This is a genomic window from Bowmanella dokdonensis, from assembly GCF_017254865.1.
GTDB lineage: Bacteria > Pseudomonadota > Gammaproteobacteria > Enterobacterales > Alteromonadaceae > Bowmanella > Bowmanella dokdonensis.
Genome location: NZ_JAFKCV010000011.1, coordinates 45,660 through 70,014, shown reverse-complemented (window position 1 = coordinate 70,014; position 24,355 = coordinate 45,660). Strand labels below are relative to the sequence as shown.

Below are 24,355 nucleotides of genomic sequence, written 5' to 3'. Positions count from 1 at the left end.
CGCCGGATAATCTTTCAGCCTGTTATTTTTGTCTGAAAAATAACAGGTTACCTACATAATCCGCGATCGACACACACTAGGCACATCAACTGGTACAGATAATGAAAACATTGAAGAAAGCCTCTATTGCACTGGGCGTACATGCCGCCCTGTTCGCACAGTTCACTTTTGCCCAGGAACAACAGGACACCGAGCCAAAGAAAAAAGAAGCGCAGGTGCTGGAGCAGATTACGGTAACGGCGCAAAAGCGCACTCAAAGCATTCAGGAAGTGCCCATTTCCATCGCCGCCCTAAGTGGCGAGCGGTTCGAGAATATGTTCTCCGCCGGTGATGACGTGCTGGCGCTGGCTAACAGGGTTCCCGGTCTGTATGCCGAATCCTCGAACGGTCGCATCGCCCCGCGCTTCTATATTCGCGGCCTGGGTAACAGTGACTTCGATCTGGCAGCCTCCCAGCCGGTCTCCATCGTGATGGACGACGTGGTGATGGAAAACGTGATTCTTAAAAGTTTTCCTTTGTTTGATGTGGAACGGGTGGAAGTGATCCGGGGTCCCCAGGGCACCCTGTTTGGCCGTAACACAACGGCAGGTATCATCAAGTTTGATACCACCAAGCCTCGCCAGGACTTCGATGCTTTTGTGGAAGGCGCCGTCGGCACTTATGGTACCAAGAATATCGAAGGAGCGATTGGCAACGGCATCACAGACGATCTGTCCTTCCGTTTTTCTTTTATCTCGCAGAACCGCAGCGACTGGATAGATAACGCCTACACGGATGAAAATGACGTGATGGGCGGTCACCATGAGAACGCTGCCCGTCTGCAATTTTTGTATGACACCGGCGATTTCAGCGCCCTTTTAAATGTGCATGCCCGGGATCTGGAAGGAACATCCTCTATTTTCCGCGCCAATGGCGTATCCGCGGGCAGCAACAAGCTGAATGAATATTATGTTCGTGACAAGGTATTCTATAACCAGGGCGACAATAACCCGCAGGAATACCAGGGCAGTGGTGCGTCACTGAAACTGGACTTCGACTTTGACGGCTTTACCCTGACCTCCATTACTGCATTGGAAACTGCCGAGGGCCGCGGTAAAGGCGATATCGACGGTGGGGTTGCAGGCGTTGGGCCGGGCTTTATCCCCTTCGATGCGGTTACAGAGGACCAGTTGGATGATCTGGAGCAGTTCACCCAGGAAATCCGCTTTACCAGCACAGGTACTGAAGGCTATGACTGGCAGTTTGGTGCCTTCTATTTTGACTCGTCCTTCGGCGTCACCAGTATCGATGGCTTTTTCGGCGCTACCACTGTCTATCATGACAACAATACTTGGGCGGTATTCGGTCAGTCATCCTACGATGTGACCGAAAAACTGACCGTTACCGGTGGTATCCGTTACACCTATGACGAGAAAGACTTCCGCGTCGGCGCCCAGAATGTGGATGGCTTCGCGTTGGTTATTGGTGCGGCACAGATCCAGGACTATGAAGACATCAATGTCGATGACGGCCAGATCAGCTGGGAACTGGCGGCCAACTACAATATTACCGGGGACTCCAGCCTGTTTGCGCGGATTGCCCGCGGCTTCCGCGCCCAGACTATCCAGGGTCGTGACGTGGCCTTCGAAGCTCCCCCCTCTGTAGCCGAAGCCGAGACTATCGACTCCATTGAGTTTGGATTCAAGTCAGATCTGGCGGATGACACCCTGCGCCTGAATGCTGCCGTGTTCTACTATGAGATTGATGACATTCAGCTCTCCGCCATCGGTGGTGCCACCCAGGGCAACCAGTTGATCAATGCCGATCTGGGCGTGGGCAAGGGCTTTGAAGTGGATCTGGAATATCTGGTCAATGACAATCTGACCGTGACGGCCGGTTACAGCTATACCCACACTGAACTGAAGGACCAGGATCTGACTGTGGCCCCATGTGGTTCGGGTCAGTGCACCGTACTGGATCCGATGGAAGACGGCCTGGCCCTGATCAACGGCAACCCCTTCCCGCAAGCCCCTGAAGATATCTTCAATTTCACCGCACGTTATGCGACCGAATGGGGGGATGACGGGGAGTTCTTCGTCTTCACTGACTGGGCCTACCAGGGTGACACCAACCTGTTCCTATACGAATCCGCCGAGTTCCAAACCTCAGGCAACTTCGAGGGGGGCCTGCGCATCGGCTACGAAAACTTCAGCCATGACTACACCGTTGCCCTGTTCAGTCGCAATATCACCAATGAAAACAATATCAAAGGCGCCATCGACTTCAACAACAACACTGTTTTTGTCAATGACCCCCGCATTGTCGGCATAGAGTTCCGCGCCAACTTCTACTAAGCGCTGCTACCTGAAACCGACTCTAAAACGCCCCACCCGGGGCGTTTTTTATGGCGACGTCAACCCCGCTGATTTTCCCTCACTTGACGGATACCGGTGTAGCGCATTTACTTACCCACTGCGCTTGTTCGCAACCTTCAGGGAGAGAAAAAATGAGAAACAATCAACCCGTTACACAGAAAGAATAAAGCTTTGACGATAGTCAGCGTCTGATATCCGGTACCGACCACCGGGGTATTATCACCCATTGCAATAGTGCCTTTATCGCAGTCAGCGGTTTCAGCAAAGAAGAACTGATCGGAAAACCTCATAATCTGGTGCGCCATCCGGATATGCCCCCTGCCGTTTTCAAAGCCATGTGGAACACAATTTCCAGTGGCCGTGTATGGATGGGCCTGGTCAAAAACCGTCGTAAGAACGGTGACCATTACTGGGTCAGTGCCTTCGTCACCCCGGTTTTTGGAGGGGATCGGATCACCGGTTATGAATCAGTACGGGTCTCAGCCACCAGGGAGGAGAAGCTCCGGGCAGCGCAAATCTACCAGAGAATGCGCAATGGGAAGTCGCCCCTCTCGGCGATTAGTGCTCTGCGACACCAGTTAAACCAGGTGTTGCCCAGCCTGGTGCCGGGGCTGATACTCAGTATCCTGCTGGCGGTGCTGACAGGGCCCCTGGCGGCCTCCCTGGCGCTGGCCGCAACATTGCTGTCAGCCCTGTGGACAGGCTCATGCACCAGCCGGGAATGGCTGGATTTGGTAAATCTCAGCCCCGGCTCCTTCAGCGATGCGTTGGTTGCACAAACCTATTATGCGGATATGGGCAACCGGGCTCGTGCGAAGCTGGTCCTCGGCAGTGAACTCGCCCACAACCGGACCGCCCTGACCCGTATCGAGGACGCGGCTTCGGTGCTGGACAGCATAGCCTCACAGACCCATCAACAGGCAGAATCCACTTCCTCAGCCGTGGATCAGCAGAACCACGCTACCCAGCAAATAGCCTCGGCCATTAATCAGATGTCAGCTGCCATCCAGGAGGTGGCGGGCAATGTGGAAGACAACTCAAAAAGTGCCAGACAGGCGCTGATCAGCGTCAAGGATGGCGCCACACTGGCTGACGATGCCAAACATGCCATCGATGAACTGAACAAGACCGTTGCCAGTATTGCCAGAACGGTTAATGAGTTGGCCGACTCAACCAATGAGATAGGCCAGGCGGCGAGCCTTATCTCGAGCATTGCCGATCAAACCAACCTGCTGGCCCTCAATGCGGCCATCGAAGCTGCAAGGGCAGGCGAACAAGGCAGAGGCTTCAGTGTGGTGGCCGACGAAGTCAAATCCCTGGCCGCTAAAACCAGGGAATCCACAGATAAAATACATGGTATTGTCGAGGTACTGACAAAAAGGGCTGGCAACGCGGTAAAAGTGTCCCAGGACGGAGAGATGGCAGCGAAACAAGGCCTGGAAAAAGTCGAGCTGACCAGCAAGTCGTTGGCCAGTATCAAAGAGGTGGTCGGGCGCATTGCTGAGCTGACTGATCAGATGGCCTCTGCAGTGGAGGAACAAAGTACAGTGGCCGAGCACATCAACCAACAGGTTGTTGACATCGCCGATGGCGCAACCGACACTCGGGAATCGGCTTCCTCTTCATTGAAGGCAAGTTCAACGCTCAGTGAAACGGTGCAGGGAGTCCGTTCGATTATCAAACGGTTCGCCATAGAATAAACCTGCTGTCCGACAGCATAAAAAAGGCCGGTCACTGACCGGCCTTACTTGTATTCATTGCCCGCTGTCAGGCCACTGATTTTTCTTTTTTGTTTTGCTTGGCACTGCCTTCCAATTCACCCGGCGCAAAATCGTCCACGCTCAGGGCAATACGCCGCAGATTGTCGGTCCGCTTTAGCTGCTCGGCTTCATGCTCGGAAATCACGCCTTCTTTCAATGCCAGCTCCAGTGTCTGTGCCAGCGGCAGCTTGCGCGGAACACGCTTGTCTTTCTGCGCAGCCAGGATCTTCTTCTCAACCGGCACACTGTCAAACATGGCCAGAAAGGCTTTTTCAACCATGCCAACCGGGTCGTCTTCCTTGTCACCGATATAGCACAGGTGAGTAAGGCGATCGCGCATCACTCCGGGCTGCATCAGGCTGTCACTGACCTGCTGGGTGATCTCATCTTGTGGCATCTGATAATGGATACCAAAGGGAAACACTACCCGCTTGACCAGATGGGCCACAATCCGGTTGGGGAAGTTCTGGAAAAAGCCGTCAAAGGCCACCCCAATCCTGAACAGGCAACGCTGCAGTGCATAATGGACAAATGGCAGGTCTGCCACCTGGCGACCATCGGATTCGTAGCGACGCAGCACAGCAGAGGCAATATACAACTGACTGAGCACATCACCCAAACGGGCGGAGATCATCTCCTTACGCTTGAGATCCCCACCCAGAATCAACATGGAGAAATCTGCACACAAAGCCAGGCCACGGGACATACGGGACAGCTGCTTATAATAAGTGGCCGTTTCTCCCGATACCGGTGCACTGTTAAAGGCACCGACTGTCAGGCCCTGAAACAATGAGCCAAAGAAGTTCCCCATGGCAAAGCCCACATGCCTGACCAGCAGGCCGTCGAACTCTTTCAGTCCCTGTTCGGCATCGATATTGGCTGCCGCTTCCATCTCGGCAAAGACATAGGGATGGCACCGGGTGGCGCCCTGGCCAAAAATCATCAGATTGCGGGTCAGGATATTGGCTCCTTCCACCGTAATGGCCACGGGCGTGCCGAAGTACTGGTGAGCCAGGTAATTCTTAGGTCCCAGTTGCACCCCCTTACCCGCATGGATGTCCATAGCGTCGTTAATCACCTCACGGGACATCTCTGTCATATGGTACTTGGCAATGGCGGTCACCACAGACGGACTCTCGCCCAGGTCTATGGCCCCGGCTGTCATGGAACGCATGGCTTCCAGGGTATAGGTCAGGCCACCGATACGGCCCATGGCTTCCTGGATACCTTCAAACTTGCCGATAGACAAACCAAACTGTTTGCGCACAGCGGCGTAGGCGCCGGTAGTACGGGCAGATAAGTGGGCGGTGGCGGTCGCCAGCGCAGGCAGCGAGATACCCCGGCCCGCTGACAGGCATTCAACCAGCATACGCCAACCACGGCCGGCATAGTCCGGGCCGCCGATAATCCAGTCCAGGGGAATAAATACGTCTTCGCCTTTGGTCGTGCCATTCATAAAGGCCATAGCGACCGGGAAGTGGCGATCTCCCACCTGCACACCTTCATGACTGGTGGGGATCAGGGCACAGGTAATACCCAGCTCCTTCTTGTCGCCCAGCAGTCCGTCAGGATCGTACATCTTAAACGCCAGACCAAGCACGGTGGCCACCGGCGCCAGGGTAATATAGCGCTTGTCCCAGGAAAGCTTCAGACCCAGTACTTCCTTCCCCTCGTGCATGCCCTTGCAGACAATACCCGTATCCGGAATGGCTCCCGCGTCTGAACCGGCTTCTGGGCCGGTCAGGGCAAAACAGGGAACGTCGGTACCGTCAGCCAGGCGCGGTAACCAATAGTTTTTCTGTGCCTGGGTACCATAGTGCATTAACAGCTCCCCCGGGCCCAGCGAATTGGGCACCATGACGGTGACGGCTGTGCTAAGAGAACGGGTGGAAATACGGGAGACGATGGTGGAGTTGGCAATAGCCGAAAACTCCAGGCCCCCGTAAGCCTTGGGAATAATCATGGCAAAGAAGCCTTCCTTGCGCAGGTACTGCCAGACTTCCTTGGGCAGGTCTTTGTCTTCGTGGACTATCTTGTGATCGTCCAGCATTTTCAGCAGGGTCACCACCTGATTATCCAAAAAGGCCTGTTCTTCTTCACTCAGCGCCGGCTTGGCATAGCCGTGCAGTGTGTTCCACTGGGGCTTGCCACGAAACAATTCCCCTTCCCACCAGATCGAGCCGGCTTCCATAGCCTCACGCTCAGTGCTGGACATGGGCGGCAGGATTTTTTTGAAGATCTCAAACACCGGTTTGGTGATGAGATTGCGTCGTATGTCGGCTACACCAAGGATCACGGCGAGAACGACCAGTATTATCAATAAAACAGACATGATGACACCTTCTCTTATGCAATATCCAACATGGGATTTGGGTTCTGAACTGCGCTGGCAGGTGCCCCTACCCCCGCAGAAATATAGGGCATCAACCTGTGGATGATGCCTTCGACATTTACTTGCTGCTGGTAATCGGCCAGGGCAATTTCACTCAGGGCCTTACTCGAAGCCATGGTGAACACGAAAGTTCCGATGGCAAAGTGCAGGCGCCAGAAGATTTCGGCGGCGGACAACTGGGGCACGGCCAGGTGCACGGCGTTCACAAAACGCTGTAAACTGGCACCGTAGTGATGGGTAATATATTTTCGCAGGTGTCCCTGAGACTCCGAGTAGCCCCGCCCCAACAACCTCACAAAGATGGCGGTGCCGTTGGGCCTGACCTGATTGAGCAATAATAATGGCTGGACCAGACTGGAAAACACCTGATCCACGCTGGGCTGCGGATGTTGAGCCAGCAATTGCTTAAGCTGCTGATCGACCGCCGGCATCAGTATTCGCAGATAACGCTGCAAGACTTCCTGAATCAGTTGCTTCTTTGAGCCGAAATGATAATTCACTGAGGCCAGGTTGACTTTGGCCTGACTGGTAATGGCCCGCAAGGAGGTATCGCCAAAGCCATGTTCGGCAAACAGGCTCTCGGCCGCATTGAGGATCTCTGTCTTGGTCTCTGCACTCATATCAAACAACCGATTCAAACAATAGTTTGAATTTATGTTTAAATCGACTCAAGTTCAAGTGCTTGTTTGAAACAAACCTCTCCACCGTCGCGATTGAATGTCTATCTTATTGTTTTATATAAAAATTAAATATATTTAACATTCTGTAACATTTGCGGGGAACTCCGACGTATTGTGCAGGTCACAGTAAATAGCAAGGTTATGTTTTCTGCTCTCCCTGGACCCGATTTCACTAGCGCTTTATGAAACCGGGTCTTTTTTTATGCCCGCTTCAGTCCTCTGTTCTTCCTTGCAGACGTTTTTCCAGATGCCCTGCCCCGCCATTGACTGTAGCCCTCGCCCTGTTCAGGAGCCGTTGTTATACTGACCCGGCAACAGTTGATACCTACGACAAGAACCGGGCATCGAAGCCCAATAACGATAAGAACGAGGAACCTATGCTCAAACAGAAAATGGCCCTGTCGGCCGTGATGCTGGGCCTGTCCATGGCCCTGTCCGCCTGCCAGCCCAAAGAAGCCCCTGATACCACCACTCAGGCGCCTGTCGGGACAGAACAGAAACTGACGGCTGAGGATGCCAAAACCTTTATTGAAAACGCCCAGAAGGAAATGGAAAAGTTGCAGATGCCTGCAGCGCAGGCCGCCTGGGTGTATGCCACTTACATTAACCAGGACAGCGCCGCCGTCTCTGCCTACTTGAGTGAAAAGCTCTCAGTCCGCACCGCAGAGCTTGCCGAAGAGGCCGCCAAGTTCAGGGATGTGGAAGTGGACGCTGCCACCCGCCGTAAGCTGGACCTGTTGGTCAATTCCTTCGTGCTGGCGCCGCCGGCCGATCCGGATAAATCTGAAAGGCTGTCCAAACTGTCAGCCGAACTGGACGGCATGTATGGCAAGGGAGAGTATTGCCGCGAGAACGGCGAATGCTGGGACCTGGGCCAACTGACGTCAAAAATGGCCAACAGCCGCGACGAAGCGCTGCTGAAGGAAATCTGGACCGGCTGGCGTCAGGTTGCCGTACCCATGAAGCCCCTGTACGAAGAGTTGGTGACCCTGGCCAACGAAGGGGCCCGGGATCTGGGTTTCAAGGACACCAGCGAACTGTGGCGTGGCAAATACGACATGCCGGCTGACGAATTCCCGGCCATGCTGGACAACACCTGGAATCAGGTAAAACCCTTCTACGAAGCTCTGCATTGTCATGTCCGAGCCGAACTGGGTGAGTATTATGGCACCGACGTAGTGCCGCAGGACAAGCCGATCCCTGCCCATCTGCTGGGCAATATGTGGGCCCAAACCTGGGGCAATATCTATGAACTGGTCAAGCCCGAGCGCAAGATGCAGGTGCCGGATGTAACGGCGGCCCTTAAAGACCAGGACTATGATGAACTCAAGATGGTCAGGCAGGCCGAATCCTTCTTCACCTCTTTGGGCTTCGAACCCTTGCCCGAAACCTTCTACGAGCGTTCCCTGTTCACCCAACCGGCCGACCGGGAAGTCATCTGCCACGCTTCGGCCTGGGATCTTGATGACAAGGACGATTTGCGTATCAAGATGTGTATCCAGAAAACCGGTGAAGAATTCAACGTGATTCACCATGAACTGGGGCATAACTTCTATCAGCGGGCCTACAAGGACCAACCGATGCTGTTCCGCGGCTCAGCCAATGACGGCTTCCACGAGGCAATTGGCGATACCATTGCCCTGTCGATCACGCCCAAGTATCTCAAGCAGATTGGCCTGATTGACGAGATTCCTGATGAGTCCAACGACATCGGCATGTTGCTGCAGGTGGCCCTGGACAAGATTGCCTTTGTGCCGTTCGGCCTGATGGTGGATCAGTGGCGCTGGAAGGTGTTCTCCGGTGAAGTCACCCCGGAAAACTACAACCAGGCCTGGTGGGAACTACGGGAAAAATACCAAGGTGTGATGGCTCCTGTTGATCGCCCTGCCGATGCGTTCGATCCGGGTTCCAAGTACCATGTACCGGGAAATACGCCGTACACCCGCTATTTCCTGGCGCATATCCTGCAGTTCCAGTTCCACAAGGCTTTGTGTGATATTGCCGGCGACCAGGGACCGGTGCACCGCTGCTCTATCTACGGTAGCAAAGAGGCCGGCAAGGCTCTCAACGAGATGCTGGAAATGGGCATGAGCCAACCCTGGCAGGACGCTCTGGAAAAACTCACCGGCACCCGTGAAATGGACGCCACCGCCATCCTGGCCTACTTCGCCCCGCTTAAGCAATGGCTGGATGAACAAAACCAAGGCCGCCAGTGCGGGTGGTAATGCGGTTCGCGTAGCGAATCCAGAGTGATTTGTGAGCCACGTCCCTGTGGCTCCTCTGTTTCACAGACCAGCTAAAGCTGTCCCAATTTATTCCAGATAAATTGGTAACATCGCTCTGACAAAATCGTCAGGAACGATTTTGAACAGCCAGAGGCTGGCCCGGAAGGCAAACTGCAAGAAGGAGTTTGTAAAGGATTACCACGGGACAAATTCTTCTGGAAGGAATTTCTACATCAGAGGAACGACGATGGCCCGTAGGGCGGAGGGCAGGACGCCCGGAGAAACACAGGAAGTACGACCTGGGTGAGCTCCATCATGGATGTGCGCAAAGCTGACCTAAGATACTCAATATACAAACCCGCTCCGGTGGGTTTTTCTTTATTCCTGAATTCCAATGCCTGCCGGCTAACCTTGAATCACCTCTTGTAACAATCAGGTCATTGAGCGTTTATTAACCACCTGTTAAGGTTCAGAGTCGAAAAATAATAAGGAAACGCATGGACGCCGGGAAAATACAGAAATGGGCCGTTACCGGTCTTGTATCCATACTGCTGCTAGCGCTCCTGGCAATGGGTTGGGTGGAATATCAACTCAGGTATTTTGCCGGCGAGTACAGCAAGGTGGTGGACCCCGGCGATTTTTCAACGCCACGAACGCCCCTGCTTATAGCCAATGTCAGCACACTCAGTCCTGACGGCACCACTATGTTAGACAAGCAGTATATTTTTTTGGACGGGGGACAAATCCAATCCGTATCGACCACCGCTCCCTCAATCCAGGGAATCAAGACCATCGACGGTAGCGGACTGTTTGTTGTTCCGGGCCTGACAGACAGCCATGTCCATCTCAGGCATAGCCAGAACGACCTGCTGCTTTACCTGGCCAATGGCGTCACCAGTATTAGTGAAATGAGCGGCAGCAATACACATCTGCAATGGCGGCAAAACATTGAGGAAGGACAGGCCGGTCCCCACCTGTTTGTCACTTCACAAAAGCTGGGTAACTGGGGCTGGCTTGAAGGGCTGTTTCAGCACTGGACCCGTGGCCGCATAAATATTGGTAATCCTGACCAGGCCCAGGAACTGGTTTCATCGTTGCAAATACAGGGCTATGACGCTATCAAACTCGGCAGTTTTGTCGATGCAGCCAGCTATAAAGCCCTGGGACTGGCGGCCCGTGAGGCAACGATACCGCTGGTGGGTCATCTGCCATTGTCGGTGGATTTTGATGCGCTGTGGCGTTCTGAGCAGACACAATTGGCGCATATCGAAGAGATCGTCAAAGCCCTTAACACCGAGTTTGGTTACTTCAGGCCGGAAAACGCCGATGAGTTTCTGGCATTTGTTGGACAAAGGGCAAAGGCCATTGCCGGAAAACTGGCCAGCAAACAGATAGCGGTCAGTACCACCTACTGGCTGATGCAAAGTATTCCCACACAGAAGTTTGCCCTGAATAAACTGCTGCAAGAGATTGACCTTGCCTATGTGAATCCGGCAATGGTGGAGGGCACACTTTTGTCACCCGGTTGGCTGCCGGGACATCACCCTTACCAGCTGGACGGCCAGGAGAGCGAAGAACAGTTGCAACGGATCCGGGTTTACTGGCAAGCCAACGCCGATGCGCACAAACTGGTTCTGCAAGCTCTAATTCAGGGCAATGTCAGGTTGCTGGCTGGTACAGACGCCAATAACGCTGTCGTCGTACCCGGCTTCTCTTTGCATGATGAGCTTGAAGCCTTGGTAGAGGCCGGCATGAACCCGGCACAAAGCCTGCACAGTGCTACCGCGGCTCCTGCGGACTGGATGGGCAGGAAGACCGGTCGGATTGAACCTGGCTACGCCGCCGATCTACTGGTCCTCAGACAAAACCCGCTGGAGAATATCAGTCATACCTCGAGCATCGTAGCGGTGGTCCATCAGGGACGACTATTTGACAGGAGCCAACTGGATAAGATGCTTGACGCAGTGCGACAGGCTAACAGGCAAAGCAGAAATATCTCTATCGACCCTTGGCTGCCATAACGGCAGGTGAACCAATAGTTGCAGGAGATGTCCGACCGTTGCCCTGTGCTCAATTTGATCTGGAAAACCTTGATAGACAACTCCTTCTTGGACACATTCAGTTAATTTGTCCAAAGAGCGTATATACCTGTCCCTTGCCCTTTCGATTATCTTAATACTGGCCAGACAAGGCAGTATAGTCGCAACTGACTATATCAACCCACCTGACAGAGCTGGACAGCCAGTAGGCAAGCTCCGCCAGCTGTGAGGTCGGATTAACCAACTAAATGCCAAACACGCCACCGACCCGGTTTTTGAAGTAAATGGCAAATCACTGGGCTCTCTGTTCCTTGCCATGGATACGAGACCAGATATATTGGCTTGCACCGGACACATCCTGTCCCGACTGGAGCCAGGATAGAACCAGACGTAGATCCTCCCGGCTTTCCACCACCGCCAGAAACAAATCTCGCGCATGCTAAGGTAGAAGCGATTCAAGCATGATTGAATCTGATACATCAGTCTTAAACCTAAACTGTACTAGCTCAGACCTGATCTGACAGTTACCCGATTTTGCGGTGCCAGCGTCAGATTAGATTTGAGCTAAATTCTTTTCCGCCCAAATCCGTTTTCCATCAGTCAAAGTGTCCATTGGTGTTCTGCCACAGCACATCTTGCCCTGATGAGTTCGTTCATTGTTGTAATAATCCAGCCAGTCATCAAGATCTTTCTGAAGCTCCTCCAGTGAGCCGTAGAGCTTCTTACGGAAGGTTACTTGGTAGAACTCGTTTAGAATGGTTTTGTGGAAACGCTCGCAGATACCGTTGGTCTGCGGATGCCTCGCCTTGGTTTTGGTGTGGTCGATGTCGTTGATGGCCAGATAAAGCTGATAATCATGTTGTTCGACCTTACCGCAATATTCTGTGCCCCTGTCGGTCAGGATGCGAAGCATCGGCAGTTCTTGTGCCTCGAAGAACGGCAATACGCGGTCATTGAGCACATCGGCTGAGGTAATCGGTGTTTTCGTGGTGTAGAGCTTGGCAAAGGCCACTTTGCTATAGGTATCGATGAACGTTTGCTGGTAGATACGGCCTACGCCTTTGAGATTCCCCACATAGAAGGTGTCCTGTGAGCCAAGGTAGCCGGGATGGTGGGTCTCAATCTCACCGCAGGCTTCATCATCCTGCTGCTTCTTCTCCAGCGCCGCAACCTGGTCGTCGGTCAGGATAATCCCGTCACTTTCTACTTTCGCTTCCAATGCGGCCAGGCGCTTTTTGAAATTTTCCAGGTTGTGACGTAACCAGATTGAGCGAACACCACTGCCAGAGACAAACACACCTGTTTTACGCAGTTCATTACTGGTTCTGGCTTGTCCATGAGCTGGGAATGCAATGGCGTGTGCTATAACCGCTTGCTCAGTCTGCTCATCGACCCGATTCTTCAGGTTCGGTGTGCGCCTGGATTGGTTGATAAGCGAATCAACACCCCCTTCCTCCACCAATTCCTGATAGCGATAAAATGTATCCCGAGACACGCCCATTACCTTACAGGCTTTGGATACATTTCCCAGCTCTTGAGCCAGATTCAACAAACCGGCTTTGTGTTTAATGATGGGATTGCTAGTATGCAACATGAGAGTTACCTTTTTGTTTTGATTTAAGATTCGACACCTTTATCAAAACGGGTAACTCTCTGTTTTTCAAGCAGATGTGTCAGATTAGGTCGAGACTAGTTCACCTAAACAGATCATTTCTGGCGACGACAATTCGCTCTACAACCATCTTCTGGTGCGTTGTTTATACAGCGCAAACTGCTCACCAAATACTTCCTCTACTCGTTGCTCCTCACGTGGAATCACCAGGCGGTTAATCAGGACAAAAAACAACAAAGGAAACACCAGGCTCAGCACCGAATTGAGTAACAAGGCCATTCCCAGCAACACCAATAGCATACCCAGGTACATGGGATTGCGACTTAAACGGTAAACACCGTCTGTGACCAGCTTATCCGGCGCTCTGGTGGGATCCACCGTGGTCCCGCGCAGCCGGAACAACCCCGCAGCCAGCACCAGTAATAACAACCCAAAGGCAAACAGCCCACCTCCGAAAATCAGCAGGCTAATACCCAGCCCAAAGGAAATGGGCATCCACAACCAGGCAAGTAACGACAGACCAAGCAGAATAAACATCAACAACAAGGGATAACGGGTCATAGGGTATTTTCTGTTTTTAGCAGGATAGGAATTATTCTACCCGGACAGCCTGCCTATGCAATTGTGGCCAGGCCTGATAGGTGCCAATGGCGTAAAGCAGCCCGATTGACAAACAAATGCCTGAGCTGACAAGCCAGAATGACAGACTGTTGTCGGGAAACATCCTCATGATGCCCACAAAGGCCATGCCCCGCAGCAGGTAAATGCCTGCAATCACACAAAGCCCCAACCGTAAAAACGGCAAATGTACTATCACCCGTGCGCCGGAAAGCGCATACAAAGACCAGAGCAGCAGGATCACAACCAATGCCGAGGTCACCGCAGCCGGGTACCAGTGCCCCTGCTCCGCCATTCTGGCCATCTGTTCCCCTGCACCGAAAAATCGGTACCAGTCGCCGCCAAATGCGATACAACCCAGATGGGCCAGGGCTGCCATGGCACTGCCAATTGCGCCAAGGATAAGGAATTTATTCTTTTTTAACTGCATATCTTTTGAATTCAAGGTTGTACTGCTAAGTGCGCTTTCCACTCTGTAGACGGACATCGTCTACCTCCGGTTGAGTGATGAAAAACTGTCCCTAAAGACAGAGAAATCCACTCGGAGCGCAAAAGCAATCTCGTTAAGCGACACTACCAAGCCCAGCCTGACAGCTGACATGATTGCTTAATCCATTCAGCGATTTGAGCAGATTTCGCCTCTTCAGGATTTCTGATTTTTACATAGCGTGTTTCATTGCCAAGTTCAGGTGGATCATCAAGTTGGTCGCCGTTAAGAAAAACGACATTTACCGAAACGTCATAAGCCACGAGCTCAATACACCAACCGGACTGTGTGGAACCATAATAAGCTTTTCCCCATTTGATCGCGTACCTCGGATTCTTAAGCTCCTGCACTATCAATTTATCCAATTCTGACACTACGGGGTTCAAAGCGGGTTTCGCGTTCGCAATCCAATCTTCAATGAGTTGGTGGTCCTCATTTGGTACTGGTGGCTTCTTCGAAGACAAAGGTTTTTGATTATTCATAGCTATCTCACAATTGTCGGACAACGCTTATTCTACGTGATTCTATAAGTCCAAACCCTGTGTTCTTACTTAGTGTCGCTTTTTCATTGATCGGTAATAACACGCACCCGGCCCTGTGCTGTTCGCCTTTTCTCTATTTGGTTTCCTTTCAAGCCGGGCGGGGTCGTCAGAGATCCCAAAACAAACACAGAATGACAGAGCCGGCTAAACTCCTGGAACCCGGTCCAGGATAGGGGCAGTCCGGCAACGAAGCCATGCTAGCGCACTTCCCGCCAGGGTTTAACCGGGTTCAGGCCGATATAGAGATCGTGCTCTGTCTCCCTGCCGTCGGCCCTATACCCCCTGTCCAGTTTGAACTCTCCCACTTGCAGACCATGAACGCTGGCCCATTCATACATTAGGCCAAAGGTTTCGGCGATAGCCGAGGTGGGGCCAAGGTGGGTATGATGAAGATAACGTTGGGCAGGAATTTCCACTGCCTGCATCTGTGGAGGGACCGGCCTCAGCCGGCTGACTTGGCAGCCCACCAGTTGCAGGTACTGCTCTTCACGCTTGTCCAGTGAACAATCCAGGCACCCCCGGCGGTGTGGGATCTCCTCCTGCCTGGCAAAAAGCGTTTGCCAGGCCCTGGGCATTTTCTGCCAGAGCTCATGCCAGTTGGCCATCACCGGCAATCCCACTACCAGCAGTTTGGGGTGCTCTATAACCTCCATATAAACCTCCTTGTCAGCCTTGATTATCAGTTAACCAGTACCCGATTTTCCTATCCACTGAAATCCGGGCCTGGTCCGATCCTGATGGGGCAGCGCCTAAACAGGCACTTCCTGGCGCACAATCTATTCAGTTATAGTCGGCTTTACCCTACTCCTCTAGCCTGAAACTTTATCCGTCCTGCCTTCCTTACTTGGATAAACCATCTCACCCATTTGGGGTGTCTCCTGCCCAATTGCGGCCCACCGATCGGTTTTCCAGCTCAGCCTTAGCCGTGCTCCCGTCGGAAGATTTTCCCTTGATTTACCCCCCAGCAGGAATAACAACTCATTCAGGCCGGGATTGTGGCCAAACAGCCAGAGATGCCGGTACTGATCCTCCACCTGAAGCAGATAACGCAGCAGTTTGTCGCCGCTGGCCTCGTACAAGGCCCAATCCAGTCTGAGTTTATCTAAGCTGACGTCAGCGGCGCGCAAATAGAACAATGCCGTGCTGTAGGTGCGCACGGCTGGCGAGCAGAGCACAAGATCCGGCAGAGCAGGTTCAAGCTCCCTCGCCATCCTTGGCGCATCGCGGTAGCCTCTGGCGCTCAAGGGCCTGAATTCGTCATCCAGCGAAAATTTCCAGCTGGATTTGGCATGGCGGACAAGCAACAAAGATTTCATAGAATTCAATCCGGCTGGTAACGCTGTTTTATCTCAAGATAGCTGCCATCGTAGAGTAGCCTGAACAGGGCCTCGTCAAACCTGGCAACCAACGGTGCCAGTTCATCCGTCCTGGCAAAGACCAGAAAAGCCGGAGTAAAGCTTAGGGCTGGACTCACCGCTTCAATGCCAGGCCAGTCATTGTGCCTGAGGATATGTTCCCCTACCGCCTTGTTGGTAATCAGAGCATCGATCCGTCCTTTGTGTAACATGCCCATGGCCTGTTCGTCATTCTGCACCGGCACCAGGTAAATCTTGCCTTTCGCGCCTAACCCAGTCAGTTGACTGGGGATAAGAAAGCCACGGTGATACGCAATGCGCCAGCCATGCAATTGCTCCAGACTCCAACCAGGCTTGAGCCGGCCCTGGCTGACAAACAGGTTGTAACTGGTGAACTGAATGGGCACCTGGGTGAAGTGCATGTAGGCTTCCCGCTCCCGGGTCCGAAAGTAGGCCACCACACAGTCAAATTCCTTTTGCTCCAGGTCCAGTTCCAATCTTTTCCAGGGCACCAGCACAAAATTCATTTCAATGCCGAGCATCGCGGCAGCCCGTTTAACCAGATCGATGTTGATCCCCCTGATCTCACCGTCCAGCTCCAACACATAGGGTGCAAAATGGTCACTGGCACAATTCAGGGCTTTGGGCAGGGCGACACTGTTTGCACTTAGCAGTATCAGGAATAACAGGACAACTCGCATACCCTGCCCCTAATTGGATGAAATTACCACAATCCTAGTAGAGTGCAGTGATGAAGGCCAGGCCCATAAAAAAGGCCGCGAAAGCGGCCTTGGTTAAACGCAGGATCCCGAGTCAGAACTCGTAGATACCGCGGATATAGTAGAAACCACCGTTGACACCGATGGGCGATGTCACAGGGTATTTGGCACCCGCTATTTCCGTATCCCACAGGGTGTTTCGGTCTGGCGTGTTATCCAGCGCATTCTTCGCTCCGACAATCATGCTGAAATGATCATTGAAGTGATAGCCCAATTCCAGATCCAGGGTGTACTCGGAGCCTATGTGGTCAATAGGCAGGCCTGAATCCAGGTGGTCTTCATAGATGCTGCCGAAGTAGTTCAGACGTCCCAGCACACGCCAGTCACCATTGGTGTGGTTGGCGGTAAAGCTGTAACGCACAGCTGGCAGGTTGTCTTCCAGCATACGTACCCGCTCGGCCGACACGTTGTCTCCAGCATCATCCACTTCGGTACTGGTCCAGTTGTAAGCCAGTGAGAATTTGGTGTCGCCACCAAACATCTCCATATTGTAGTTGGCCACAACATCCACACCCTCGGTGGTAGTATCGAAGTCGTTGGTAAAGAAGCTGACCTGGCTGAAGCTGGACGCATCGGTCACCCCCTGAGCCAGCAGGGCTTCGATATCTTCTGGCGTCAGTTCGATACCCGAAGCGGTACTGATTCGGTCTTCCAGCTCGATATGGTAGTAATCGATGGTCAGGAACAGGCCGTTGTCCAGTTCACCGACCAGGCCCATGCTGTAGCTGGTGGATTCTTCTGGCTGCAGGGGCGTGGCACCTTTCTGGGCGGAGATAGGATCGGTTGGTGGCAGGGTTGCCCTGTCAACCAGTTTAGTTTCACCGCCCACCGTCGCAAAGGCCGTGGTCACGTTACGTACATTGGACTGACCTATGGTAGGCGCCTTGAAGCCGGTGGCCACAGCACCACGCAGGGCCCAGTTTTCCATCATCTGCCAGCGGGCTGAGAGTTTGCCCTTGGTGGTGCTGCCAAAATCAGAGAAGTCCTCGTACCGGATAGCCGCGCCAAACAGCAGGTCATAAGTGATATTGAATTCCATATCCACATAGGCGGCTACACTGTGGCGGCTGTCCTTGCCCTGGAATTTGGCGGACAATCCAGGGAAGCCGTTTGAGCCGATACCAAAGCCCTGTGACGCCAGGGGTCCCACTTCATAGGACTTGGCATCGCCGGCAATGGCTTCATAAGATTCATGACCGTATTCCAGGCCGGCCGCGAAGTTCATGCCTTCGATGCTGTCCATCTCGAAGAACTTGGTGATGTCGAAATTGGCGCGCTTTTCGGTCTGGATATATTTACCGGGATTGAACTCAGTCGGGGTATCCGGACCCAGTGACGGGTTAACCGTATTACGGATAAAGAAATCCACTTCGTTCTGACCGATGGACACGCTGGCGTCATACATCCATTCATTGGTCATCTCGCCACGCGTACCTGCCACAAAAGAGGCGTCGGTCAGTACACCACCGAACTTGGGTGTAAAGCCGCCGGGGAACATTTCATTAAAGGCGAAGCAGTCCGGGTTATTGGCCACTTCATTGATATAACGGGGGTTCTCCAGTACATTGTCACCGACGCGGATATCAGTGGGACAGTTACCGCTCATATCGCCCGTCAGGTCGCCCACCAGCAACAGCTGATTGCCATCTGCATCAGTGCCGCCATCATTTACACCGCCACGGTTGTGCGGGTTACGATAGTAGAAGCCCCCTTCCACTTCACGCTCTGCCCAGTTGACGAACATATAGGCTTCGCGATCGTTGCCCAGATCCAGCCCGAAGTTACCGAAAAATTTGAAATCATAGACAAATTCAGGGTTACCCCAGACCTGCGCCGGATTTTGGATATGGGTATTGCCTGCGGCTGCCAGGGCAGCGGCGTCGTCACGCTGCACACTGCGACTGGTAGGATCGGATTCCTTGTACTCCATTGAGAAGTTGGCAAAGCCGTCTTCGGTCATGGGCAGGCCAATGTTACCGGCCACTTGGTACATATCCCCGTCACCTTCGTAATAGGAGCCGTAACGGGCTTCAAAGGTCCCGCCATCCTGATTGTCCTTCAGTACAAAGTTCACCACGCCGGCGATGGCGTCCGAACCGTACTGGGCAGCAGCGCCGTCACGCAGCACTTCCACCTGCTTGATGGCAATGGCAGGAATCACAGAGATATCCGGACCCTGAGCGCCGTCCGACAGACCGCCGCCAAGGAAGGTAATGACCGCACTGCGATGACGGCGCTTACCGTTGACCAGAATCAGGGTATGGTCTGAAGCCATACCACGCAGGTTGGCCGGACGCACCAGGGTGGAGGCGTCATTGATGGGTTGTTCGTTAACGTTCAGGGACGGCACCACGGTCTGCAACAGATCGATCATATTGGTGGAACCCTGATTCTGAATCTCCTCGCCGCCGATGATATCCACCGGCACCGGCGAGTCCCCCACTGAACGCGGCGCAGCGCGGGTACCGACTATGGCGATTTTTTCTACGGGACCTTGGGTGGTGTCAGCTTCATTGTTGTTCTGCTCCTGGGCAGATACGCCGAATGACGCCACCAGTCCGATGGTTGCTGCTGATGTGAGTGCAATCTTGATAGACTTGGAAAGCTTACTGATATGGGCAGGCATAGACCTTCTCCAACTTGTTGTTATTGTAAGACTGGCCTTGGGTTTGACTTCCATCCCCCGTAGCGCAGGTCTTCCGTTTCCCGCCATCGACACCGTCCTGTGTCAGATTGCCGGGATTTCGTTTTTATAATACGAAAGTACAGTTGTCCTGATCCTAAAAAATGCCGGCCAATCACCAGGAAAACGAGGGGTTTCCCCAGAAGGCAGACATTCCGGCAAAGTGCTCACCCACCTGGCAAACACTTTATCCCTTAAAATCAGGCACTGACGTCAACAACATATCGATATAATCGATGGTTGGCAAGTTTCATGGTGCTGATGTGACCACTTTTCGCAATCGATTGCAGCCTGAATTCCAACCTGCCGCCGATCAACGGCAGAGCAGACTGGCCAGGGTCCACAGGCCAGCGGCGCCGCTGGCTGCAAGAGTGGCAGGAAAGAGCTGGGATTTTACGTGGTCCATCAGATCGCAGCCGGTGGTCATCGCACTCAAAATGGTGGAATCTGAAATTGGCGAACACTGGTCCCCGTACACACTGCCGTTAAGCACGGTGGCAAAACAGATGGCCATAAACAACTCGGGATTAGCCAGATTCTGGTCGGAGGCAATCACCCAGGCAAGCGGCATGGCCAGAGGAAAGGCAATGGCATAGGTTCCCCAACTGGTGCCGGTGGAAAAGGCAATGATCATAGTGATCAATTGCAGCGTGACCGGCAGCAACCAGAATGGCAGGCGCTCGCCCAGCAGGTCGATCAGATACAAACCGCCGCCGATTTCCTTACTGATGCCGCCAATGGTAATGGCCAACATCAAAACAATGGACGCCACCACCACAGATTTGAGGCCCTCGCCGAAACCGTCGAGCAGGTTTTCCAGGCTCATGCCCTTAAACAGGGCCATGGCGGCAGCCAGCAGCAAAGCGGCACCGAAGGCCCAGTTGACCTTGGGGGTGCCCAGAAAAACAAATGTACCCACCGCAATACCAAGCAGTGTTACCAGGGGCAGCAGGAATTCCAGCATACTGGCCCGGTAATGGGCGGGCACTGTGACCTTATGCAGTTCGCCGCTACTCATGGGACGTGCGGTGGGCGCATCCAACTGGCCGCTGACAGCCGCCCGATCATGTGCCTGTCGCAGGCGCTTACCGGAAAAGGTAAACACATTGAGACTCATCAGCAAGGTACCGGTCACCGCCAAAATGGCATAGAAACTCAGCGGTACCGCACTGAAGAAAAACGCGATGCGATCGGCTTCGGTAGCCAGAAAAGCCACCCCGGGAACAAAAATAAAGGCCTGGACATAGGCAGGCCAGGCATTAAAGGCCAAAAAGCAGGCAATAGGGGACGCCGTGGAGTCCACTACATAGCTGAGCTCTTCATGACTGACCCCCGCTTTATCGGCGATTGGACGTACTGTCGTGCCCACCAGTACGGTACTGATAGTGCCCCCCTGGAAGAAGATGACCCCCAGCAGCCAGGTCACCACTTTGGCCGATCTGGGTCCGCGCACGAAGTGCACAGTCATGGTTTGGGCAAAAGCCTGGGCGGCGCCGGTCTTGGCCCAGATTCCGGTAAGCCCGCCGAGCAGCCAAAGGTATAACACCAAAATCGCCGCTGCGCTTTCGGTTCCCAGACTTGGGATCAGGACTTTGTCGGTGATATCAAACTGGCCCATCAGAAAAGCACCGGAGACGATACCGGCCAGCAGGGCGATAATGGGCTCGCGACTGATCAGGCAAAGGGCTATCGTGACAAAAGCCGGCAACAGAGACCACAAACCAAAATGAAAATCTGCCTTGAGCAGCACTATCTCACCGTCAGCCTTTTCAACCCACTGCTGGCTAAGGGCGGGGGTATCGACCTGTTTATCCAACGCAGCCTGGCGCAATGGGGATTGGTGGTAATGTACCAGCTCATCTATCACATGGGTTTCCCCCTTATGCCGGTACATCAGTCTGCCCTGCTCTGACTGGAAGGTTTCGTAAAGGTAACTTTGTTCCTTCCATTGGGGTGTCAGTGCCTGATGCCCCCACAGCGATCCTGCCAGTGCCAGTAACAAAAACAGCCAGGTAATGGATTCCCGCGACAGCACCCTGCCTCCTCAAATAACATCTGTCTTGTACAAGCTGCCAAATTAACATTGCCAGCGCCGGTAAAGCGAGAGCTATGTGTTTATTTCAGCAGGCTTTTTCTTTATCTGGTCGCAGTGTTGATGCTTGTTGTAAAAGGCTGACGGAGTTAGTCTTTATACAACACAGGTCGTCGGCGTCATCCATGCACCAGCACCACCACAATCATTCACACCATGGGCATCAGGGCCATGGGCACCCGCCAGCCTCGGCTGAACAGGGCATGGCGGTCGCCTTTTTCCTCAATCTTAGCTTCGCGGTAATAGAATTTATTGGAGGGGTTCTGACCAACAGTACCGCCATCATGGCCGACGCGGTGCATGACCTGGGCGATGCCCTCTCTATCGGCTTTGCCTGGGGCATGGGTAAGTTGTCCCATAAACCGGCCAGCACCCAGTTTACCTATGGCTTTCGACGCTTATCGTTGCTCTCTGCGCTGATCAACGGCCTGGTGCTGGTGGCCGGCACCGGCTGGGTACTCAGTGAGTCCATTCCCAGGCTGTGGGATCCGCAGATGCCCCACACCACAGGTATGTTTGCCCTGGCTATCCTGGGGGTGGCGGTCAACGGTTATGGGGCTTATCGCCTGCACGGTGGCAAGACGCTCAACCAGAAAGTGCTTAACTGGCACCTGCTGGAGGATATGCTCGGCTGGGTAGCGGTACTGATTGTCAGCATGGTGATGATGTTTTGGGACTGGCCGATTCTGGATCCCTTGCTAGCCATTGGCTTTAGCCTGTTTATCCTGATCAATGTGCTGCGTCACCTCAAATCCAGCCTGGGGCTGTTTTTACAGCGCAGCCCCGACGCCGAGCTGCAGGAACAAGTCAGGCAGACCCTGCTGGCCATCCCGCAGGTGACGGATTTCCACCACCTGCATTTCTGGTCACTGGACGGGGAGAGTCATGTACTGACTGTTCATCTGGTGGCTGAGAGCGCACTGAGTCCACAGCAGTATGAGTCGGTCAAAAGGGAAGTAAATCAGCGCCTGGCGCCCTTCGGGCTGGCACATACCACCATAGAAATAGAGCATCCCGGCGAAGACTGCCGGGACGTTTCAGTTGCTTCTGATGGCTGAGTCAGTGATCAGGCGCGTTTTTCGCTAACTGAGGCCAGGTACTCCTCATAGTCACCCTGGAAGTCCGTCACTCCCTCGGCATGGATATCCAGTACCCGGGTGGCCAGTGACGACACGAATTCCCTGTCGTGGGAAACGAAAATCAGGGTTCCCTCGTAATGTTCCAGAGCCAGATTCAGGGCCTCAATGGACTCCATATCCAGGTGGTTGGTGGGCTCGTCCATCACCAGCACATTGGGTCGCTGATTGATCAGCTTGCCAAACAACATCCGGCCTTTCTCGCCACCCGACAAGGCCTTGACGGATTTTTTGATATCGTCCTGGGAGAACAGCATACGCCCCAGAATGCCACGTATGGTCTGTTCGTCATCGCCGGGATTTTTCCACTGGCTCATCCACTCGAACAGGGTCATGTCCTGGGCAAAATCAGCCCCGTGGTCCTGGGCGTAGTAGCCAATCTTGGCATTTTCCGACCATTTCACCGTGCCGGTTCTGGCCGGCATTTCCCCCACCAGGGTCTTGAGGAAGGTGGTCTTACCAATACCATTGGCACCGATCACCGCCACCTTTTCCCCCACTTCCAGGATCAGGCTGAAGTCCTTAAACAGCAGTTTGTCGTAGCCGTTGCCAACGGCTTCCAGTTCCAGCGCATTGCGGTACAGCTTTTTGTCCTGGGTAAAGCGGATAAAAGGACTGACCCGACTGGAGGCTTTGACCTCGGCCAGTTCGATCTTTTCAATCTGACGGGCCCTAGAGGTGGCCTGCTTGGCCTTGGAGGCGTTGGCAGAAAAGCGGCTGACGAAAGTCTGCAGCTCGGCAATCTTCTCTTTCTTGCGGGCATTCTGGTTCAGCAACTGCTCACGGGCCAGGGTGGCGGCGGTCATGTACTCATCATAGTTGCCGGGATACAGGCGCAATTCGCCATAGTCCAGATCCGCCATATGGGTACAAACCTTATTAAGAAAATGACGGTCATGGGAAATCACAATCATAGTGGCCTGGCTCTGCGACAGAGTCTCTTCGAGCCAGCGGATGGAGTTGATATCCAGGTTGTTGGTGGGCTCGTCCAGCAGCATCACATCCGGCTCGGCAAACAGCACCTGGGCCAGCAGCACCCTCAGCTTCCAGCCGGGGGCCACTTCGCTCATCAGGCCGAAATGCTGATGCTCGGGAATATCCAGGGCTATCAGCAGTTCGCCGGCACGGGACTCGGCAGTGTAGCCGTCCAGTTCGGCAAACAGGGTTTCCAGCTCCGCCACTTTCATGCCGTCCTCTTCGCTCATCTCGGCCAGGGAATAGATACGATCCCGTTCCTGCTTAATCTCCCACAGCTGTTTGTGGCCCATGATCACCGTGTCGATGACGCTGTGTTGCTCAAAGGCAAACTGATCCTGCCCCAGCACCCCGACCCGGGCATTGGGGTCGAGCATCACATGGCCGGCAGAGGGCTCCTGTTTGCCGGACAGGATTTTCATAAAGGTGGACTTGCCACAGCCATTGGCGCCAATCAGACCATAGCGGTTACCCTGGCCGAATTTGACGGAAATATTTTCAAAAAGCGGCTTGGCGCCGAACTGCATGGTGATATTGGCGGTGGCGATCATAGAATCCTGCACAGTAACGTAAGTAAACCACCCGGCGGCAATCCCCCGGGCAAAAAGCGGCGCAGTCTAGCGTAT

At 53.6% G+C, this 24,355-nt stretch carries 18 protein-coding genes; 5 read left to right on the top strand and 13 right to left on the bottom strand.

Annotated features, from left to right (window positions below):
- Positions 1-101: 101 nt before the first annotated feature.
- Positions 102-2,333: a TonB-dependent receptor gene (locus J0A66_RS16670; protein ID WP_206574983.1), complete on the top strand. Its 2,232-nt coding sequence runs from the start codon at positions 102-104 to the stop codon at positions 2,331-2,333.
- Between the two features lie 137 nt (positions 2,334-2,470).
- Here the strand turns inward: J0A66_RS16670 and J0A66_RS23730 are convergent, their stop codons facing one another.
- Complete coding sequence (locus tag J0A66_RS23730; protein WP_338143906.1) at positions 2,471-2,659, bottom strand: hypothetical protein; 189 nt, start codon at positions 2,657-2,659, stop codon at positions 2,471-2,473.
- On the opposite strand from J0A66_RS23730, the gene J0A66_RS16665 reads away from it, so the two are divergent.
- Positions 2,570-4,054 (top strand): methyl-accepting chemotaxis protein, encoded by a 1,485-nt coding sequence (locus J0A66_RS16665; protein WP_338143910.1) that lies wholly within the window; start codon positions 2,570-2,572, stop codon positions 4,052-4,054. The two genes, J0A66_RS23730 and J0A66_RS16665, sit on opposite strands and share 90 nt — an antisense overlap.
- 67 nt (positions 4,055-4,121) lie before the next feature.
- Here the strand turns inward: J0A66_RS16665 and J0A66_RS16660 are convergent, their stop codons facing one another.
- Positions 4,122-6,446: an acyl-CoA dehydrogenase gene (locus tag J0A66_RS16660; RefSeq protein ID WP_206574982.1), complete on the bottom strand. Its 2,325-nt coding sequence runs from the start codon at positions 6,444-6,446 to the stop codon at positions 4,122-4,124.
- A gap of 14 nt (positions 6,447-6,460) precedes the next feature.
- Positions 6,461-7,126 (bottom strand): TetR family transcriptional repressor PsrA, encoded by a 666-nt coding sequence (psrA, locus tag J0A66_RS16655; protein WP_206574981.1) that lies wholly within the window; start codon positions 7,124-7,126, stop codon positions 6,461-6,463.
- Positions 7,127-7,563: 437 nt separating this feature from the next.
- Here psrA and J0A66_RS16650 point away from each other — a divergent pair, with 437 nt between their 5' ends.
- A complete protein-coding gene (locus tag J0A66_RS16650) occupies positions 7,564-9,411 on the top strand; it encodes a M2 family metallopeptidase (protein ID WP_206574980.1) in 1,848 nt (615 codons plus the stop codon).
- 497 nt (positions 9,412-9,908) lie between these two features.
- The gene (locus J0A66_RS16645) at positions 9,909-11,432 is read left to right on the top strand and encodes an amidohydrolase family protein (RefSeq protein ID WP_206574979.1); all 1,524 of its coding nucleotides are present in this window, start codon (positions 9,909-9,911) and stop codon (positions 11,430-11,432) included.
- Between the two features lie 571 nt (positions 11,433-12,003).
- Here the strand turns inward: J0A66_RS16645 and J0A66_RS16640 are convergent.
- The 9 genes from J0A66_RS16640 to J0A66_RS16600 form a co-directional block, all read right to left on the bottom strand.
- The gene (locus J0A66_RS16640) at positions 12,004-13,044 is read right to left on the bottom strand and encodes an IS481 family transposase (protein ID WP_206574978.1); all 1,041 of its coding nucleotides are present in this window, start codon (positions 13,042-13,044) and stop codon (positions 12,004-12,006) included.
- A 138-nt stretch (positions 13,045-13,182) separates the two neighbouring features.
- A complete protein-coding gene (locus tag J0A66_RS16635) occupies positions 13,183-13,623 on the bottom strand; it encodes a methyltransferase family protein (RefSeq protein ID WP_206574977.1) in 441 nt (146 codons plus the stop codon).
- Positions 13,624-13,654: 31 nt separating this feature from the next.
- A complete protein-coding gene (locus tag J0A66_RS16630; protein ID WP_206575040.1) occupies positions 13,655-14,110 on the bottom strand; it encodes a hypothetical protein in 456 nt (151 codons plus the stop codon).
- Between the two features lie 143 nt (positions 14,111-14,253).
- A complete protein-coding gene (locus J0A66_RS16625) occupies positions 14,254-14,649 on the bottom strand; it encodes a DUF1801 domain-containing protein (RefSeq protein ID WP_206574976.1) in 396 nt (131 codons plus the stop codon).
- Between the two features lie 257 nt (positions 14,650-14,906).
- Positions 14,907-15,362 (bottom strand): GyrI-like domain-containing protein, encoded by a 456-nt coding sequence (locus J0A66_RS16620; RefSeq protein WP_206574975.1) that lies wholly within the window; start codon positions 15,360-15,362, stop codon positions 14,907-14,909.
- 156 nt (positions 15,363-15,518) lie between these two features.
- Positions 15,519-16,025: a SixA phosphatase family protein gene (locus J0A66_RS16615; protein WP_206574974.1), complete on the bottom strand. Its 507-nt coding sequence runs from the start codon at positions 16,023-16,025 to the stop codon at positions 15,519-15,521.
- A gap of 5 nt (positions 16,026-16,030) precedes the next feature.
- Entirely contained in the window at positions 16,031-16,765 is a 735-nt protein-coding gene (locus J0A66_RS16610) for a substrate-binding periplasmic protein (protein WP_206574973.1), read from the bottom strand.
- 112 nt (positions 16,766-16,877) lie between these two features.
- Positions 16,878-19,469 carry a TonB-dependent receptor plug domain-containing protein gene (locus tag J0A66_RS16605; protein WP_206574972.1) on the bottom strand — a complete coding sequence of 864 codons (2,592 nt, stop codon included), beginning with the start codon at positions 19,467-19,469 and terminating at the stop codon, positions 16,878-16,880.
- 370 nt (positions 19,470-19,839) lie between these two features.
- Entirely contained in the window at positions 19,840-21,561 is a 1,722-nt protein-coding gene (locus J0A66_RS16600) for a Na+/H+ antiporter NhaC family protein (protein WP_206574971.1), read from the bottom strand.
- Positions 21,562-21,743: 182 nt separating this feature from the next.
- Here J0A66_RS16600 and J0A66_RS16595 point away from each other — a divergent pair, with 182 nt between their 5' ends.
- A complete protein-coding gene (locus J0A66_RS16595; protein WP_206574970.1) occupies positions 21,744-22,676 on the top strand; it encodes a cation diffusion facilitator family transporter in 933 nt (310 codons plus the stop codon).
- An 8-nt stretch (positions 22,677-22,684) separates the two neighbouring features.
- Here J0A66_RS16595 and J0A66_RS16590 read toward each other — a convergent pair whose 3' ends face one another.
- Entirely contained in the window at positions 22,685-24,280 is a 1,596-nt protein-coding gene (locus tag J0A66_RS16590; protein ID WP_206574969.1) for an ABC-F family ATPase, read from the bottom strand.
- Positions 24,281-24,355: the final 75 nt, after the last annotated feature.

What these genes read in the sequence shown, in the direction of transcription:
- J0A66_RS16610 (WP_206574973.1), bottom strand. Translation starts at nt 16,765, where the DNA reads ATGCGAGTTGTCCTGTTATTCCTGATACTGCTAAGTGCAAACAGTGTC.
- J0A66_RS16630 (WP_206575040.1), bottom strand. Translation starts at nt 14,110, where the DNA reads ATGCAGTTAAAAAAGAATAAATTCCTTATCCTTGGCGCAATTGGCAGT.
- J0A66_RS16660 (WP_206574982.1), bottom strand. Translation starts at nt 6,446, where the DNA reads ATGTCTGTTTTATTGATAATACTGGTCGTTCTCGCCGTGATCCTTGGT.
- J0A66_RS16590 (WP_206574969.1), bottom strand. Translation starts at nt 24,280, where the DNA reads ATGATCGCCACCGCCAATATCACCATGCAGTTCGGCGCCAAGCCGCTT.
- J0A66_RS16620 (WP_206574975.1), bottom strand. Translation starts at nt 15,362, where the DNA reads ATGGAGGTTATAGAGCACCCCAAACTGCTGGTAGTGGGATTGCCGGTG.
- J0A66_RS16625 (WP_206574976.1), bottom strand. Translation starts at nt 14,649, where the DNA reads ATGAATAATCAAAAACCTTTGTCTTCGAAGAAGCCACCAGTACCAAAT.
- J0A66_RS16595 (WP_206574970.1), top strand. Translation starts at nt 21,744, where the DNA reads ATGCACCAGCACCACCACAATCATTCACACCATGGGCATCAGGGCCAT.
- J0A66_RS16650 (WP_206574980.1), top strand. Translation starts at nt 7,564, where the DNA reads ATGCTCAAACAGAAAATGGCCCTGTCGGCCGTGATGCTGGGCCTGTCC.
- J0A66_RS23730 (WP_338143906.1), bottom strand. Translation starts at nt 2,659, where the DNA reads ATGGCGCACCAGATTATGAGGTTTTCCGATCAGTTCTTCTTTGCTGAA.
- J0A66_RS16615 (WP_206574974.1), bottom strand. Translation starts at nt 16,025, where the DNA reads ATGAAATCTTTGTTGCTTGTCCGCCATGCCAAATCCAGCTGGAAATTT.
- J0A66_RS16645 (WP_206574979.1), top strand. Translation starts at nt 9,909, where the DNA reads ATGGACGCCGGGAAAATACAGAAATGGGCCGTTACCGGTCTTGTATCC.
- J0A66_RS16670 (WP_206574983.1), top strand. Translation starts at nt 102, where the DNA reads ATGAAAACATTGAAGAAAGCCTCTATTGCACTGGGCGTACATGCCGCC.
- J0A66_RS16640 (WP_206574978.1), bottom strand. Translation starts at nt 13,044, where the DNA reads ATGTTGCATACTAGCAATCCCATCATTAAACACAAAGCCGGTTTGTTG.
- J0A66_RS16605 (WP_206574972.1), bottom strand. Translation starts at nt 19,469, where the DNA reads ATGCCTGCCCATATCAGTAAGCTTTCCAAGTCTATCAAGATTGCACTC.
- J0A66_RS16635 (WP_206574977.1), bottom strand. Translation starts at nt 13,623, where the DNA reads ATGACCCGTTATCCCTTGTTGTTGATGTTTATTCTGCTTGGTCTGTCG.
- psrA (WP_206574981.1), bottom strand. Translation starts at nt 7,126, where the DNA reads ATGAGTGCAGAGACCAAGACAGAGATCCTCAATGCGGCCGAGAGCCTG.